A 14,435-nucleotide genomic window follows, 5' to 3' on the forward strand; every position below is an offset into this window, starting at 1 on the left:
CGCCCATTTCAGGAACACCCCGCATCCGCTCCAGCGCAGTCAATACGCGACGGCCGCTTGAGAGCGGCGCTGCGTTGCCCGGGGATTATCCGTCCTTGCGCAGGACTTCGGTACGTTGCTGGCCGATGGTGGCGGCGGTCATCGTTGGCGCGACGCTCGTGTCTCCGGGAATGGACGCGACGTGTTCGCGAGCCTGGACGTAGGCCGCGTGCAACTCCAGGGCGAAGGGATCGGCGAGCCAGGCTGGCCGGGCCGTGCTCGGCACGATCGCCGCGAGGCGGGCGAGGTTGTCGGCATCGGGAACCGGGGCCCAGCGGTCGAGCAGTTCGGCGGCGAGATCCGGGCGGTTGCAGACGAGCAGCATGTCGCAGCCGGCCTCGTAGGCGGCCTTGGCACGGCCGACGATGTCGCCGGCAAGGCGCGCGCCTTCCATGTTGAGGTCGTCGCTGAAGATCACGCCCTTGAAGCCGAGGCGGCCACGGAGCACGTCCTTGAGCCAGAAGGGCGAGAAGCCCGCCGGCTGCGGTTGCGGGCTGGGATCGGCCTTGGGGTAGATGACGTGGGCCGGCATCACGCCGGCGAGCTGGCGACCGAGGCGGTGGCGGTAGGGGGCGACGTCCTCGGCCCAGATCGTGCCGAAGTCGCGTTCGTCGACCGGCACGTCGTGGTGCGAGTCGGCCTCGACGAAGCCGTGGCCGGGGAAGTGCTTGCCGATGCAGCCCATGCCGGCATCGGCCATCCCCGCACACAGCGCCTGGGCGAGTGCGGCAACGGCCTGCGGGTCGCGATGGAAGGCGCGGTTGCCGATGGCGCGGCTGCAGCCATAGTCGAGATCGAGCACCGGCGTGAAGCTGAGGTCGACGCCATGCGCCAGCAGTTCGGCGGCAAGCACGAAGCCGGTGGCGCGGGCGGCATCGAGCGCCGCGAGGTGGTCCTGCGCCCACAGCGCGCCGAGGCTGCGCATGGCGGGCAGGCGGGTGAAGCCGTCGGTGCGGAAGCGCTGTACCCTGCCCCCTTCATGATCGACCGCGATGATCAGCGCCGGGTCGCGCAGTGCGCGGATCTCGGCGGTGAGCGCGCGGAGCTGGTCGGAGCCGGTGTAGTTGCGCGCGAACAGGATCACGCCGCCGACCAGCGGATCGAGCAGGCGCTCGCGCTCCTCGTCGGTGAGCGCAGTGCCTGCGACGTCGATCATGACGGGGCCGCGCGGACGGTGGATCGCTTGGCTCATGGGGTCAGGTCCTTGGATTCAGACGCGCTCGATCAGCGCGAACGCCACAACGTTGTCTTCCTCGTCGCTGATGCTGAGGTGGGCGCGCAGCGCGTGCGCCTGCATGTGCGCGGCGAGGCGATCGTCGTAACGGTACTCGGGCTTGCCGAGTGCATCGTGGGCGACGGCAACGGCGTGCAGCGTGGCGGGCACGGCCACGCCGGTGCCGAGCGCCTTGCCGAACGCCTCCTTGGCGGCGAAGCGCTTGGCGAGGAAGCGTGCCGGGTCGCGGTGCGCACGCCATGCCTCGACCTCTGAGGCGGCGAGGATGCGCAGCGCGAAGCGCTCGCCGAAGCGCGCGAGTGACTTTCGCACACGCTCGATGCGCACGATGTCGGTACCGATGCCATGGATCACGCGTGTGCCTTCGCGGGCCGGGTCAGGCGGTCTGCGCGGCTTCGCGCATCAGGCGCTTCATCTCGGCCACCGCCTCGCGCAGGCCGACGAAGACCGAGCGGCTGACGATGGCGTGGCCGATGTGCAGCTCGCGGATGCCCTGCAGGCGCGCGATCGGCTGCACGTTGTAGTAGTTGAGCGCATGACCCGCGTTGAAGCGCATCCCCAGGCGGCGGACAGCCTCGCCCGCGCTGCGGATCTTGTCGATTTCGGCGAGCACTGCCGGCGCTTCGGCATCGCGGCCGGCGGCATGGAAGGCGTGGGCGTAGGGGCCGGTGTGGATCTCGCACACGCGCGCGCCGATGCGGGCAGCGGCCTCGATCTGGTCGACCTCGGCGTCGATGAAGACACTCGTGACGATACCGGCGTCGGCCAGGCGGGCGATGACGTCCCTGAGGCGCGCCTCCTGCGACAGCACGTCGAGCCCACCTTCGGTCGTGATCTCGTGACGCCCCTCCGGCACCAGCATCGCCATCTGCGGCCGGGTGCGGCAGGCGATCGCGACCATCTCGTCAGTGGCCGCCATCTCTAGGTTGAGCTTGACCTGGGTGAGTTCGGCCAAACGACGCACGTCCTCGTCGTTGATGTGGCGGCGATCCTCGCGCAGATGGATGGTGATGCCGTCCGCCCCGCCAAGGTGGGCTTCCACCGCAGCCCACACCGGATCGGGTTCCCAGGTGCGGCGCGCCTGGCGCAGCGTGGCGACGTGGTCGATGTTGACGCCGAGTTCGATCATCAGAGTTCCTGCAATTCCTTCAGCACCCGGCGCGACTGCAGCGGCTGGCCGCCCAGGGTGTGGTTGATCAGCATGCGCAGCAGGTGCTTGGACTGGGCGAGCGTTTCTGCGCGGGAAAAATCGTCGGCCGCCATGTCGAGCAGGGTCTGCCCCGACAGCAGCGGCTGGTCACCGAGCGCAGCCGCATCGATGCCCTCCTCCTCGAGGGCCTCCAGCCGCACCGGACCGCGCTCGATTATATAAAGGTAGCGCCCCTCGGGCCGCACTGGCGCGCCGCTCTCGGCCTCTTCGGCGAGCCCGGCCTCATAGCCGAGATCCTGCAGCAGCGCGAGCTCGAAACGGCGCAGGATCGGGGATTCGGGCTCGCCCCGAGCGAGCGCGCGCACCGCCTCGGCATAGGCCGCGAACAGCCGCGGATGCGGGTCCTCGCGCGCAGTCAGGCGCACCAGCAGCTCGTTGAGGTAATAGCCGCAAATGAGCGCGCGACCGGTGAGCAAGGGCTGGCCGCCCTGCCACTCGGCGCGCACCAGCGTCTTCACCTCGCCGCCGCCGGACCAGTCCATCAGCAGCGGCTGGAAGGCCATCAGCACGCCGCGCAACTGCGAATACGGCCGCCGCGCGCCCTTGGCGACGAGACCGACGCGCCCATGGTCACGTGAGAAGACCTCGACGATCAGGCTCGTCTCGCGCCACGGCAGGGCGTGCAGCACCCAGGCGGGCTGCTGCTCGACGCGCTGTTTCGGACCCGCCATGCGCTGTCCTGCGGCTTACTCGTAGCCGAGGCTCTTCAGCGCGCGCTCGTCGTCGGCCCAGCCGCTCTTGACCTTGACCCAGACCTCGAGGAACACCTTGCCGTCGAACAGCTTCTCGAGCTCGACGCGAGCCTCGCTGGAAATGCGCTTGAGCTTCTCGCCGCCCTTGCCGATCACGATGGACTTGTGGCCGGGCTTGTCCACGATGACCGCGGCGTGGATGCGGCGCAGGTTGCCCTCGACCTCGAACTTCTCGATCTCGACCGCAATGCCGTAGGGCAGCTCGTCGCCGAGCAGACGGAACAGCTTCTCGCGCAGGAACTCCGACGCCAGGAAGCGTTCGCTGCGGTCGGTGATCTCGTCCTCCTCGAACATCGGCTCGCCGAACGGCAGCAGCGGCGTGGCGGCCTTGATCAGTTCCTCGACGTTGCGCCCCTTCTCGGCCGACAAGGGCACGATCTCGGCAAAGTCGCGCACCTTGCGAACCTCGTCGATGAAGGGCAGCAGGCGGGCCTTGTCCTTCAACTGGTCCACCTTGTTGATGACCAGGACGAGCTTCGCCGCCTCGGGAATCACCGACAGCACCTTGCGATCGTCCTCGCCGAAGCGCCCGGCCTCGATCACGAAGAACACCAGATCGACGTCAGCGAGCGCCTGCGACACGCTGCGGTTCATGGCGCGGTTGAGCGCGTTGCGGTGCTTGGTCTGGAAGCCCGGCGTATCGACGAACACGAACTGCGCACCGGCCTCGGTCAGGATGCCGGTGACGCGGTGGCGCGTGGTCTGCGCCTTGCTGGAGACGATGCTGATCTTCTGTCCGATCAGGCGGTTGAGCAGGGTCGATTTGCCGACGTTGGGGCGGCCGACGATAGCGACGAAACCGGCGCGAAAACCGCCCTCTCCGCCATGGTCTGCTGCGTTCTGATCCGGATGCTGTTCGTTCATTTGTTCCTCAAGGCTGCCAGCGCAAGCTCGGCCGACTGCTGTTCCGCCACGCGGCGGCTGGGGCCACGTCCAAGGGTGCGGACGCCGAATTTCGGCACTTCGCAGGCCACCTCGAACTCCTGCGCATGCGCCTCGCCGAGCGCCTGCACCATCGTATATGTCGGCAACGCCACCTTGCGCGCCTGAAGCCATTCCTGCAAGGCCGTCTTGGGGTCCTTGCTGGGCCGCTTGGGATCGACCTCGCCGACCGCCTGCGCGTAGAGGCGGTCGATGACGGCCTTCGCCGCGTCGAAACCCGCATCGAGGAAGACGGCGGCAAAAACCGCTTCCATCGCATCGGCCAGGATGGACGGACGGCGTGCGCCCCCCGACTTCAGTTCGCCCTCGCCCAGCCGCAGGACATCGCCCAGCTCGAGATCGAGCGCGATGCGGTACAGCGCGTCCTGGCGGACCAGCGAGGCCCGCACGCGCGACAGCTCGCCCTCGCGCAGCTGGCCGAAGCGGCCGAAAAGGGCGATCGACATCACGCAGTTGAGGATGCTGTCGCCGAGAAACTCGAAGCGTTCGTTGTTCGGCTGCCCGAAACTGCGGTGGGTCAGCGCCTCGTTGAGCAGGCCAGGATCGCAAAACCGGTGCCCGAGCCTGTCCTGCAGGCGGTCAAGCGACATCGGCTCAACGCCCCTCGCTGGTGGCGTGGAAGTCGATCACCAGGCTCACGTTGGCGAACAGCGGGACACGACGCTCGTACTCGGCCTCGACCAGCGTGCGCCCATTGACCTTCTCGATGAACAGGTCCGCGCCCTGCACCGAACTCACGTTGTCGACCTCGGCGCGGCGGCTGAAGCTGCTGCGGATCTGACTGACGGAAGCACCGTCGTCACCTTCCTGCGCCAGCGCACCGACGATGCGCTCTACCGCCATGTACTCGGTGACCGCCGGAACCGTGCGGAAACCCACCAATATCGCCATTGCCGCAACCGCGCCCACGATGAGCACGCTGATGAGGGTCAGGCCGCGTTGTTTCGTGTGGTTCTTCATTCAAGCCCCCGAACGTCAGTGAAAGCCGCCAATGCGCTTCATGTCGTTGAAATTGAACCAGATGAAGAAGGCCTTGCCGACGATGTTCTCTTCCGGCACGAACCCCCACACCCGGCTGTCGCTGCTGGCATCGCGATTGTCGCCCATGACGAAGTAATGCCCGTCGGGCACGGTACACGCAACGCCGGCGCTCGTGTAGGTGCAGTTCTCACGGAACGGGAAGTTCATCACCTGGGGCACGAAGGCCGGCGCGTCACGTTCGATCAGCACCGCGTGCTCGACCTCGCCGAGCTTCTCGGTGTACTGGGGCGAATAGTAGAGACGATCGGGATGCAGGTAGCTGCCTGCCTCGGCGATGGCGACGGCCTCGCCGTTGATCGTGAGGCGCTTGTTGCGATACTCGACACGGTCGCCCGGTAGCCCCACCACACGCTTGATGTAGTCGAGCGAGGGATCGGCCGGATAGCGGAACACCATCACGTCGCCGCGCTTAGGCAGGTTCACCTCGATGACCTTCTTGTTGATCACCGGCAGCCGGATGCCGTAGGTCCACTTGTTGACAAGAATGAAGTCGCCCACCAGCAGGGTCGGGATCATCGAGCCCGAAGGAATCTTGAACGGCTCGACCACGAACGAGCGCAGGCCGAACACGATCACGATGACCGGAAAGAAGCTCGCGCCGTATTCCACCCACCACGGCGCCGGCTCGTGCGAGGAACGTCGCTTGCGCGCATGGAAATGGTCGAAGCACCACAACACGCCGGTGGCAAGGAGCAGCAGGAGAAGGATCAGGGCGAAGTTCATGCGCGTTCGGTCACTTGCTCTCGTCGGTACGCAGTACGGCGAGGAAAGCTTCCTGCGGAATCTCGACGTTGCCGACCTGCTTCATCCGCTTCTTGCCTTCCTTCTGCTTCTCGAGCAGTTTCTTCTTGCGCGAGATGTCGCCGCCATAGCACTTGGCGAGCACGTTCTTGCGCAGCGCCTTGATCGTTTCGCGCGCAATGATGTGGGAACCGATCGCGGCCTGGACGGCAACGTCGAACATCTGGCGCGGAATCAGCCCGCGCAGCTTGGCCGCCAGCTCGCGGCCGCGGTACTGCGCGCTGGCGCGGTGCACGATGACCGACAACGCATCGACCTTCTCGCCGCCCACCATCAGGTCAAGCTTGACCAGGTCGGCAGCACGGTACTCCTTGAACTCGTAGTCGAGCGAAGCGTAGCCACGCGAAACGGATTTCAGCTTGTCGAAGAAATCCATGACGACTTCGTTCATCGGCATGTCGTAGGTCAGCTGCACCTGACGGCCGTGATAGCGCATGTCGACCTGCACGCCGCGCTTCTGGTTACACAGCGTGATCACAGGGCCCACGTAGTCCTGCGGCAGGAAGATCGTGGCGGTGATGATCGGCTCGCGGATCTCCGCGTACTTGCCCACTTCGGGCAGTTTGGCCGGGTTCTCGACATGAATGATCTCGCCGCTGTTCAACACCACCTCGTAGACCACCGTCGGCGCAGTGGTGATGAGGTCCATGTCGAACTCGCGCTCCAGGCGCTCTTGCACGATGTCCATGTGCAACAGGCCGAGGAAGCCGCAGCGGAAGCCGAAACCCAACGCCTGCGAGACTTCGGGCTCGAACTGCAACGAGGCGTCGTTGAGGCGCAGCTTCTCGAGCGAATCGCGCAACTGGTCGTATTCGGACGACTCCACCGGATACAGGCCGGCGAAAACCTGCGGCTTGATCTCCTTGAAGCCCGGCAGCGGCTCCGCGGCCGGCTTGTTGGCCAGCGTCACCGTATCACCGACCTTGGCCGCCTCGAGTTCCTTGATGCCAGCGATGATGAAGCCCACCTCACCGGCGCACAGTTGGTCGCGTCCAACCGAGCGCGGTGTGAACACGCCGACCTGATCGCAAGGGTACTGTGCCCCGGACGACATCAGCAGGATGCGGTCCTTGGGCTTGAGCACGCCATCGACGACGCGCACCAGCATGACCACCCCGACGTAGTTGTCGAACCACGAGTCGATGATCAGCGCCTTCAGCGGCCCGTCCGGATTGCCCTTCGGTGCCGGCATGCGGGCGACGATCGCCTCGAGCACGTCCTGCACGCCGAGCCCGGTCTTCGCCGAACACAGAACGGCCTCCGTCGCATCGACGCCGATGACATCCTCGATCTCGCTGCGGGCGTTGTCAGGGTCGGCCGCCGGAAGGTCGATCTTGTTGAGGACCGGCACCACCTCGACGTTCAGGTCGAGTGCGGTGTAGCAGTTCGCCACTGTCTGGGCTTCGACGCCCTGCGAGGCGTCCACGACCAGCAGCGCACCTTCGCAGGCTGCGAGCGAGCGGCTGACCTCATACGAGAAGTCGACGTGACCCGGGGTGTCGATGAGGTTCAGGTTATAGACCTGACCGTCCTTCGCCTTGTAGCTCAGTGCCGCCGTCTGCGCCTTGATGGTGATGCCGCGCTCGCGCTCGATGTCCATCGAGTCGAGCACCTGCTCTTCCATCTCGCGCTCGGACAGACCGCCGCAGAAGTGAATCAGACGATCGGCCAGGGTCGATTTGCCGTGGTCGATGTGGGCGATGATCGAGAAATTTCGGATATGGTTCATGCGAAACGAAAAGGGTGCCTCGCAGCACCCGTTTCGGAATGAGTTCGGGAAAGTGCCTGAAAAAGGCTCGTCAGGCTCGCGATTCTAGCGGAAAACCGCTGCAATAAGCGCGCACTGCGGCCTCATCGAAGTGGTAGTGGCACAGCTCGCGCTCGCCGTGCAGCAGCACCGGCACCAGTTCGTCCCAACGCGCCTCGAGCTCCGGATGCCGATCAACGTCGATAACCTCGATCTTCCAGCCATACTCTGCGGCAACCGGCTCGAGCGCGGCGACCAGGTCATGGCAGAGGTGACACCACTCACGGCTCAGCACCGTAAACGTGCGCTCGGCCGCGACTGCGCTCACTTGCCCGCCCTCAGGCTGACGTAGGAGGTCGCCTCGCCGCGCCGCACCAGCAGCGTCACCTGCTGTCCGGCCTCAAGCCCGCCGACGAAGCGGTCGAAGTCGGCCACCGAGTTCAGGCGCACCTGCCGTCCGCTGACCACGGCGGCCAGTACCACGTCGCCCTGGCGAACCTCCGCCCGCGCAGCCGCCCCTTGCGAGCGCTGCACAACCAAGCCTTCGGACAGCCCCTGATCGCGCCGCTGCGCCGCAGTCGGCGGCGCCAGCACCAGCCCGAGCCGGTTCGGCGCTACTGCCGAGCGCGAACCGTTGGCCGACACTGCAGGCTGCTTCGGATCCTGCCACTCGCCCACAGTGAGCTTCAGGTTCTGCAAGGTGCCCGCGCGATAGACATCGACCGGCACGCTCGTACCGGGCTGCACCGCCGCGACGATGCGCGGCAGGTCGTTAGACGCCCCAACCTCGCGGCCCGCGAAGCGGACGATCACGTCGCCCTGCTGGATACCCCCCTGCGCCGCCGGGCTGTCCGGCTCGACCGAACTGACCAGCGCACCCGACGCCTGCGGCAGACCGAAGCCGTCGGCCAGATCGCGGGTGACTTCCTGGATCGCCACGCCGATCCGGCCGCGCTGCACTCGGCCCTTTGTCCGCAACTGCCGCTGCACGTCCATCGCCACGTCGATCGGAATCGCGAACGACAGGCCCATGAAGCCCCCCGTCCGGCTGTAGATCTGCGAGTTGATGCCGACCACTTCGCCCCTCAGGTTGAAGAGCGGCCCACCCGAGTTGCCAGGATTGATCGCCACGTCGGTCTGAATGAAAGGCACGAAGTTCTCGTCGGGCAACGAGCGCCCCTTCGCACTGACGATCCCCGCGGTGACCGACTGGTCGAACCCGAACGGCGACCCGATCGCGACCACCCATTCACCGACCTTCAAGCGCTCGGGGTCGCCCTGCGTCACACGCGGCAGCCCCGTCGCCTCGATCTTGATCAGCGCGACGTCACTGCGCACGTCCGCACCGATGACGCGCGCGCTGAACTCGCGCTTGTCGGCAAGGCGCACGAGAATCTCCTCGGCCTCCTCGACCACGTGCGCATTCGTCAGGATGTAACCATCGTCGCTGATGATGAAACCGGAGCCCAGCGACTGGTTGTCGGGATCCGAACCGGGAAACTCCGGATGCTTCGGAATGAACTTGCGGAAGAAGTCGAACATCGGGTCCGACTCGTCCAGGTTCGGGAACGGCAACTGCGCCCGCTCGCTGCGCTCCTGCGTCGTACTGATGTTCACCACGGCGGCGCCCTGACGCTCCACCAGCGCGGTGAAGTCGGGCAGCGACGCGGCGATCGCAGCCGGCAGCCACAGCGCAAGTCCGACCACCATCCACAGCCGTCGAATGACGGAAAGACTCATCGCGATTCCTCGAACGAATGAAGGCATGCAGCCTCGGGAGCGAGCTTCATCTGGAGCTGGGTGCGCCAGCTGCGGCTACGGAACAACAGGCGATTGAGGCCGTACGCGAACCCGAGCCCGAGCGCGCCACCGACTGCCGCCGCAGCATCGACCGTGCCTTCGCCCGATAACCCCACCCCGGCAGCCGCCCCAAGCAGGAGCAGCACGGCGCCCAGACCGTAACTCGCCATGGCCGCCTTGAGGGCTCCACCATCCGGGATGGCGATCAGCACCCGATCGCCGGGGGCCAGAACGAGCTCGCTCGGCAGCCAGAACTCCGCCTTGGGCAAGCCGAACGCCTGGGTGATCTGAACCGAGCGACAGCCACCCGGCTCATCGCACCGTCCACAGCCTCCGCCTGCATTCGAGATCCGCAGGCGCACCCGCCCCGGTTCCACCTGCAACACCTGCGCCTGAGCCTGCATCACTGTCCGGCAGGCTGGATGGCGTCGCCGATGATCCTGACCGCGCGCTCGGGCACTTCGCCAAGCGCCGTGACCAGATGACCATTCACGGAACGTTTGTAGATATTGATCGCACCACTGGCCAGCGGCCCGAGCCCGACCTGCGCGCCATCGCCCATCGGCTCGATGAAGACCGACACCGAGGCAAGTCCGTCACTGAAGACCATATGAACCGCCTGCCCGCGCTCAGGTCCCAGCGGTCGGCGCATCACCGAGGTCAGCGCATATCCCGGAGGTGCCGCAGCCACCGTCCAGCCGCTCTCGGCCTTGGAAAGTTCACTGCCCCGGGCGTTCACGACACGCCAGCCATCGACGTCGTCAAAGCGCGGCTTCAGCAACTGGGCATCGATGTCGCCGCCGATGCGGACATCGCTGAAGGCGAACTGCTCGATGACCTGACCCGCTTCGTTGACCGTGCGCGCCTTCAACAGCAGCCCCGACTGCATCTCAGCCCACAAGGTATGACCGTAGCGCAGATCGTCGCGCGGCTCGAGGATGAGCGCCTGAGCCTCGAGCCCGGCGACCCGGCCAACCTCACCCTTGCGGATCCGGTAGCTCTCGGCCAGCCCCACGGGTGAAACCGGCAGACGCGCCGGGAAAGCCCTGCGACCGGCGGATTCGTCGATGATCACGGTACGCTGGTCGGGCAGGACACACCGGACCTCGTTGCCCGATCGAATGACCTCTCGCGGACTCCCGTCCAGCACTTCGAGCCGCTCGTGCTCACCGCTGGCGTCGACCCGATGCGCGATGCGGGAGGTTTCGACATGGCTGCCCGACTGGTACATGAACGTCCCAACGTAGTTGAGTCGTTGCCCGGCTGTCGCGATGCGCCCCATCCAGGCCAGGGGATCCGCTGGCGTTTCCGCGAATGCGGGACCCTGCAGCAAGAGCGCGCACACCCCCAGAACTGCGGCGAAACCCCTCATCGACCCGAGCCCTCGGGCTGAGCCGAAACGGTTCTGACGTACTGCACGGCGGCCGGCATCGGACCGCCGCTGACGCCCTGATGGGCGAAAACGTACTCGCGCATCGGATCGTCCGCCAGCCCCTGCACGCGCGACACCGTAACTGCAGACGAGCCACTGCTGGCAACAACCGGGGGCGCTGCGACCCGCTGCACCGCAATCGTCGCAGGCACGGGGTCTTCCTGCGAATAAAGCGTGGCAGCCACGAGGCCGACGGCCGCAACGCCCATCACCGAAGCTGCGATGGGCATCAGCTTGTGCCACAGGCCACTGCCCGAGGCACTGCCGGCGAACGCAGCCGGAGCCAGTACCGTCGGCTCGTCCTCCAGCCCTGCCATCACGCGATCGACAAAGCCGACCGAACCCGCTCGCTCGCCTCGGATGGCATCGCCAATCAGGCAATACGCATCCCAGTCGCGGCGCAGCGTCTCATCCCGGCGCAAGCCTTCGAAAATCGGTCGCATTGCCTGTTCGTCGAGATCACCATCGATCAGGGCCGAGAGTTTGTCCTTCATGCCTACACCTACCAACGTTTGTCCGGCGCCGTATCCAGCAACGGCCGCAGGCGCTCTGCAATCGCTTCACGCGCGCGGAAGATCCGCGAGCGCACCGTACCGATCGGGCACTCCATGATGTTGGCGATCTCCTCGTAGCTGAGGCCCTCCAGCTCGCGCAACATGATGGCAGTCCGCAGCTCCTCGGGTAGAGCTGCCATCGCATCGTCGACGGTTTCCCCGATCTGTCGCGTCATCATCAACCGCTCGGGCGTGTTGATGTCGCGCAGCTGGTCACCATCTTCGAAGGTTTCCGCTTCTTCCGAGTCGAAACTCGTTGAAGTCGGTGCCCTTCGTCCCTGGGATACGAGGTAGTTCTTGGCCGTGTTGATACCGATCCGGTACAACCACGTGTAGAACGCACTGTCCCCGCGGAACGAACCCAGCGCACGGTAAGCCTTGATGAAGGTTTCCTGCGCCACGTCTTCAACTTCGGCTGGATCGCGGATCAGTCTGGACAGCAGGCGATTGAGCTTGCGCTGGTACTTGGATACCAGCAAGCCGAAAGCCTGCTTGTCGCCGCGCTGCACGCGCTCGACGAGTTGCTGATCGATTTCACGATCGGTCATGGAGTGTTCGTACTTTCCGGAAATTCAAATGACAAAGCGTCCGGATTATATGCGAGCACCCCTGCACTAACCAAAAATAGAAGACACAGGCACAGACACGACCCTGTGCGATTAGTTCATACGCCAGCGAGGTCTTCCTCCCGGTCCGCGACAATCCTGCCTGCACAGGCCACAATCCCGTAAGCACGGGCGGGCGTGCTATATTTTTGCGTTTTTATCCTGAGCTAGGGCGACATCTTGCTGAAACAGTACGACGTACTCATTCTTGGCAGCGGCGCCGCGGGGCAATCGATGGCTCTCCGGCTCGCGGAATGCCTCAAGGTCGCTCTCGTCACCAAGCGCGAACTCTCCGACAGTGCCAGCAACTGGGCGCAGGGCGGCATCGCCGCGGTGCTCGACACCACCGACAGCATCGAAGCGCACATCCAGGACACCTTCACCGCCGGCGCCGGCCTGTGTGACCCGGTTGCGACGCGCTTCGTGGTCGAGAACGGCAAGCGTGCCATCGAATGGCTGATCGATCGCGGCGTGCCCTTCACGCGCGAGGCCGACTCCCAGCTGGGCTATCACCTCACCCGGGAGGGCGGGCACTCGCACCGCCGGATCATCCACGCTGCCGACGCAACCGGCGCCGCCGTGCAAACCACGCTTTCGGCCCAGGTACGCGCGCACCCGAACATCGACATCTACGAGCACCACATCGCCATCGACCTGGTCCTTGGCGACAAGGTCGGTCAGCCGGGTGCAGGCTGCCTTGGCGCCTACGTGCTCGACATCGAGGCCGACGAGGTCGTGACCTTCGCCGCGCGCAGCACCGTGCTCGCCACCGGCGGCACGGGCAAGGTCTACCTGTACACCACCAATCCGGACGTCGCCACCGGCGACGGCGTGGCGATGGCCTGGCGCGCGGGCTGCCGGGTCGCGAACATGGAGTTCATCCAGTTCCACCCGACCTGCCTATACCACCCCCAGGCGAAGTCCTTCCTCATCTCGGAGGCCGTGCGCGGCGAAGGTGGGCTGCTGAAGCTGCCCGACGGCACCCGCTTCATGCCCGAGCACGACCCGCGCGAGGAGCTCGCGCCGCGCGACATCGTCGCGCGCGCGATCGACTTCGAGATGAAGAAGCGCGGCATCGACTGCGTGTATCTCGACATCAGCCACAAGCCGGCGGATTGGCTACGCTCGCACTTCCCGAACATCCACGCACGCTGCCTGGAGCTGGGTATCGACATCACGAAAGAGCCGATCCCGGTCGTACCCGCCGCGCACTACTCCTGCGGCGGCATCGTCACCGACCTCTCGGCACGTACCGACGTACCCGGGCTGTACGCAGTCGGCGAATCCGCCTTCACTGGCCTGCACGGCGCCAACCGCCTCGCAAGCAATTCGCTGCTCGAATGCCTCGTCTTCGGCGAGGCAGCGGCGCAGGACATCCTGACCAAGCCGCGCCAGTCCTCTCCGGTACTGCCCGACTGGGACGAAAGCCGGGTGACCGACGCCGACGAGGAAGTCGTGATCTCGCACAACTGGGCCGAGTTGCGCCGCGCAATGTGGGACTACGTCGGCATCGTGCGCACGACAAAGCGCCTGAAACGCGCACAGCATCGCATCCGGATGCTGCAACGCGAGATCCACGAGTTCTATTCGAACTTCCGCGTCAGCAACGACCTGATCGAATTGCGTAACCTGGTGGTGACGGCAGACCTCATCGTCGGCTGCGCGCTCAAGCGCAAGGAAAGTCGCGGCCTGCATCATTCGCGCGATTTCCCCGACTTGCTCCCGCGCGCCCGCGAGACCATTCTGCGCCCGCCACGCAAGCGCGAACGTCGCTGACCCCTCACGCGTCGTCGACCGGGGCGGCCTTGTGGCGGAGCCAGATCCGCAAGAGCCGCCAGTGCGACGGCGCCACGTTGGCCCGCGAAAGCATCAAGCGCTCCCGTACACGGCCGCGACCCGGGCCGACTGCTCCGTTCGCGTCGGCCAACGGCAGCCACACCGCCCAGCCGAGATCGACGCCGCCTCCTGCAACCGCGTATGGAGCCGCATCGGTAGCATCCTTGCGGCTGACCAGGCCATTACCATGCAAGGTCAGCCGCATGCCGCCCTTGTCCCGCTCGGCCTTCAATGCACGCTCCAGCGACAACAGCAGCGCAGTCCATGCGGCGACCGCCAGCAGGCGCGAGGCCGAGAACCAGGCCCCGTCCTGCACCATCGACAAGGCTGGCACGTGAAAAAGCGCCAATCCCGCCCCGCAATGCAGAGCCAGGATTGACGCCATCACGCGCCTCGAAGGGCGCAGCGCGATCGTCAGCGGGAAGTGCATGGCAAACCCATG

Annotated in this window: 17 protein-coding genes; 1 reads left to right on the top strand and 16 read right to left on the bottom strand. The window is 65.9% G+C overall.

The features are described 5' to 3' along the window. Nucleotides 1–85 precede the first annotated feature (85 nt). The 15 genes from nagZ to rpoE all read right to left on the bottom strand — a co-directional run bounded on the left by nagZ (nucleotide 86) and on the right by rpoE (nucleotide 12,100). Complete coding sequence (gene nagZ, locus C664_RS06915) at nucleotides 86–1,231, bottom strand: beta-N-acetylhexosaminidase (protein ID WP_004255919.1); 1,146 nt, start codon at nucleotides 1,229–1,231, stop codon at nucleotides 86–88. Nucleotides 1,232–1,249: 18 nt separating this feature from the next. Next, nucleotides 1,250–1,627, bottom strand: coding sequence for a holo-ACP synthase (gene acpS / locus C664_RS06920; RefSeq protein WP_004255920.1), 378 nt, complete (start codon nucleotides 1,625–1,627; stop codon nucleotides 1,250–1,252). A 22-nt stretch (nucleotides 1,628–1,649) separates the two neighbouring features. After that, nucleotides 1,650–2,402, bottom strand: coding sequence for a pyridoxine 5'-phosphate synthase (locus C664_RS06925; RefSeq protein WP_004255922.1), 753 nt, complete (start codon nucleotides 2,400–2,402; stop codon nucleotides 1,650–1,652). Further along, nucleotides 2,402–3,154, bottom strand: a complete 753-nt coding sequence (recO, locus tag C664_RS06930; protein ID WP_004255924.1) for a DNA repair protein RecO — start codon at nucleotides 3,152–3,154, stop codon at nucleotides 2,402–2,404. The genes C664_RS06925 and recO overlap by 1 nt, the downstream gene beginning before the upstream one ends. Nucleotides 3,155–3,169: 15 nt before the next feature. Then, the gene (gene era, locus C664_RS06935; RefSeq protein WP_004255925.1) at nucleotides 3,170–4,099 is read right to left on the bottom strand and encodes a GTPase Era; all 930 of its coding nucleotides are present in this window, start codon (nucleotides 4,097–4,099) and stop codon (nucleotides 3,170–3,172) included. After that, the gene (gene rnc / locus C664_RS06940) at nucleotides 4,096–4,767 is read right to left on the bottom strand and encodes a ribonuclease III (RefSeq protein WP_004255927.1); all 672 of its coding nucleotides are present in this window, start codon (nucleotides 4,765–4,767) and stop codon (nucleotides 4,096–4,098) included. Before rnc ends, era begins: the two co-directional genes overlap by 4 nt. A 4-nt stretch (nucleotides 4,768–4,771) precedes the next feature. Beyond that, nucleotides 4,772–5,137 carry a DUF4845 domain-containing protein gene (locus C664_RS06945; RefSeq protein WP_004255929.1) on the bottom strand — a complete coding sequence of 122 codons (366 nt, stop codon included), beginning with the start codon at nucleotides 5,135–5,137 and terminating at the stop codon, nucleotides 4,772–4,774. Between the two features lie 15 nt (nucleotides 5,138–5,152). Next, complete coding sequence (gene lepB / locus C664_RS06950) at nucleotides 5,153–5,941, bottom strand: signal peptidase I (RefSeq protein WP_004255932.1); 789 nt, start codon at nucleotides 5,939–5,941, stop codon at nucleotides 5,153–5,155. Nucleotides 5,942–5,951: 10 nt separating this feature from the next. After that, a complete protein-coding gene (gene lepA, locus C664_RS06955) occupies nucleotides 5,952–7,748 on the bottom strand; it encodes a translation elongation factor 4 (RefSeq protein WP_004255934.1) in 1,797 nt (598 codons plus the stop codon). Nucleotides 7,749–7,818: 70 nt separating this feature from the next. After that, nucleotides 7,819–8,094, bottom strand: coding sequence for a glutaredoxin family protein (locus C664_RS06960; protein ID WP_004255936.1), 276 nt, complete (start codon nucleotides 8,092–8,094; stop codon nucleotides 7,819–7,821). Then, nucleotides 8,091–9,506, bottom strand: a complete 1,416-nt coding sequence (locus C664_RS06965; protein ID WP_004255938.1) for a Do family serine endopeptidase — start codon at nucleotides 9,504–9,506, stop codon at nucleotides 8,091–8,093. Before C664_RS06965 ends, C664_RS06960 begins: the two co-directional genes overlap by 4 nt. Continuing rightward, entirely contained in the window at nucleotides 9,503–9,970 is a 468-nt protein-coding gene (locus C664_RS06970; protein ID WP_004255940.1) for a SoxR reducing system RseC family protein, read from the bottom strand. The genes C664_RS06965 and C664_RS06970 overlap by 4 nt, the downstream gene beginning before the upstream one ends. Then, nucleotides 9,970–10,938, bottom strand: coding sequence for a MucB/RseB C-terminal domain-containing protein (locus C664_RS06975; RefSeq protein ID WP_038011139.1), 969 nt, complete (start codon nucleotides 10,936–10,938; stop codon nucleotides 9,970–9,972). The genes C664_RS06970 and C664_RS06975 overlap by 1 nt, the downstream gene beginning before the upstream one ends. Beyond that, the gene (locus C664_RS06980) at nucleotides 10,935–11,492 is read right to left on the bottom strand and encodes a sigma-E factor negative regulatory protein (protein WP_004255945.1); all 558 of its coding nucleotides are present in this window, start codon (nucleotides 11,490–11,492) and stop codon (nucleotides 10,935–10,937) included. Before C664_RS06980 ends, C664_RS06975 begins: the two co-directional genes overlap by 4 nt. Before the next feature lie 8 nt (nucleotides 11,493–11,500). Next, on the bottom strand, nucleotides 11,501–12,100 hold the full coding sequence (gene rpoE / locus C664_RS06985) for an RNA polymerase sigma factor RpoE (RefSeq protein ID WP_004255947.1): 600 nt from the start codon (nucleotides 12,098–12,100) through the stop codon (nucleotides 11,501–11,503). Nucleotides 12,101–12,337: 237 nt separating this feature from the next. On the opposite strand from rpoE, the gene nadB reads away from it, so the two are divergent. Then, nucleotides 12,338–13,933, top strand: coding sequence for an L-aspartate oxidase (nadB, locus tag C664_RS06990; protein ID WP_038011142.1), 1,596 nt, complete (start codon nucleotides 12,338–12,340; stop codon nucleotides 13,931–13,933). 4 nt (nucleotides 13,934–13,937) lie between these two features. Here nadB and C664_RS06995 read toward each other — a convergent pair whose 3' ends face one another. After that, entirely contained in the window at nucleotides 13,938–14,423 is a 486-nt protein-coding gene (locus tag C664_RS06995) for a protein YgfX (RefSeq protein WP_157354016.1), read from the bottom strand. Between the last annotated feature and the right edge of the window lie 12 nt (nucleotides 14,424–14,435).

This window comes from Thauera sp. 63, assembly GCF_000310165.2.
Classification (GTDB): Bacteria; Pseudomonadota; Gammaproteobacteria; order Burkholderiales; family Rhodocyclaceae; genus Thauera; species Thauera humireducens.

Excerpts from the sequence above, each read along its gene's own strand:
- recO (WP_004255924.1), bottom strand. The coding sequence starts at position 3,154 with ATGGCGGGTCCGAAACAGCGCGTCGAGCAGCAGCCCGCCTGGGTGCTG.
- C664_RS06925 (WP_004255922.1), bottom strand. The coding sequence starts at position 2,402 with ATGATCGAACTCGGCGTCAACATCGACCACGTCGCCACGCTGCGCCAG.
- rnc (WP_004255927.1), bottom strand. The coding sequence starts at position 4,767 with ATGTCGCTTGACCGCCTGCAGGACAGGCTCGGGCACCGGTTTTGCGAT.
- C664_RS06945 (WP_004255929.1), bottom strand. The coding sequence starts at position 5,137 with ATGAAGAACCACACGAAACAACGCGGCCTGACCCTCATCAGCGTGCTC.
- lepA (WP_004255934.1), bottom strand. The coding sequence starts at position 7,748 with ATGAACCATATCCGAAATTTCTCGATCATCGCCCACATCGACCACGGC.
- C664_RS06965 (WP_004255938.1), bottom strand. The coding sequence starts at position 9,506 with ATGAGTCTTTCCGTCATTCGACGGCTGTGGATGGTGGTCGGACTTGCG.
- C664_RS06980 (WP_004255945.1), bottom strand. The coding sequence starts at position 11,492 with ATGAAGGACAAACTCTCGGCCCTGATCGATGGTGATCTCGACGAACAG.
- nagZ (WP_004255919.1), bottom strand. The coding sequence starts at position 1,231 with ATGAGCCAAGCGATCCACCGTCCGCGCGGCCCCGTCATGATCGACGTC.
- C664_RS06975 (WP_038011139.1), bottom strand. The coding sequence starts at position 10,938 with ATGAGGGGTTTCGCCGCAGTTCTGGGGGTGTGCGCGCTCTTGCTGCAG.
- C664_RS06970 (WP_004255940.1), bottom strand. The coding sequence starts at position 9,970 with ATGCAGGCTCAGGCGCAGGTGTTGCAGGTGGAACCGGGGCGGGTGCGC.
- rpoE (WP_004255947.1), bottom strand. The coding sequence starts at position 12,100 with ATGACCGATCGTGAAATCGATCAGCAACTCGTCGAGCGCGTGCAGCGC.
- lepB (WP_004255932.1), bottom strand. The coding sequence starts at position 5,941 with ATGAACTTCGCCCTGATCCTTCTCCTGCTGCTCCTTGCCACCGGCGTG.
- C664_RS06995 (WP_157354016.1), bottom strand. The coding sequence starts at position 14,423 with ATGCACTTCCCGCTGACGATCGCGCTGCGCCCTTCGAGGCGCGTGATG.
- era (WP_004255925.1), bottom strand. The coding sequence starts at position 4,099 with ATGAACGAACAGCATCCGGATCAGAACGCAGCAGACCATGGCGGAGAG.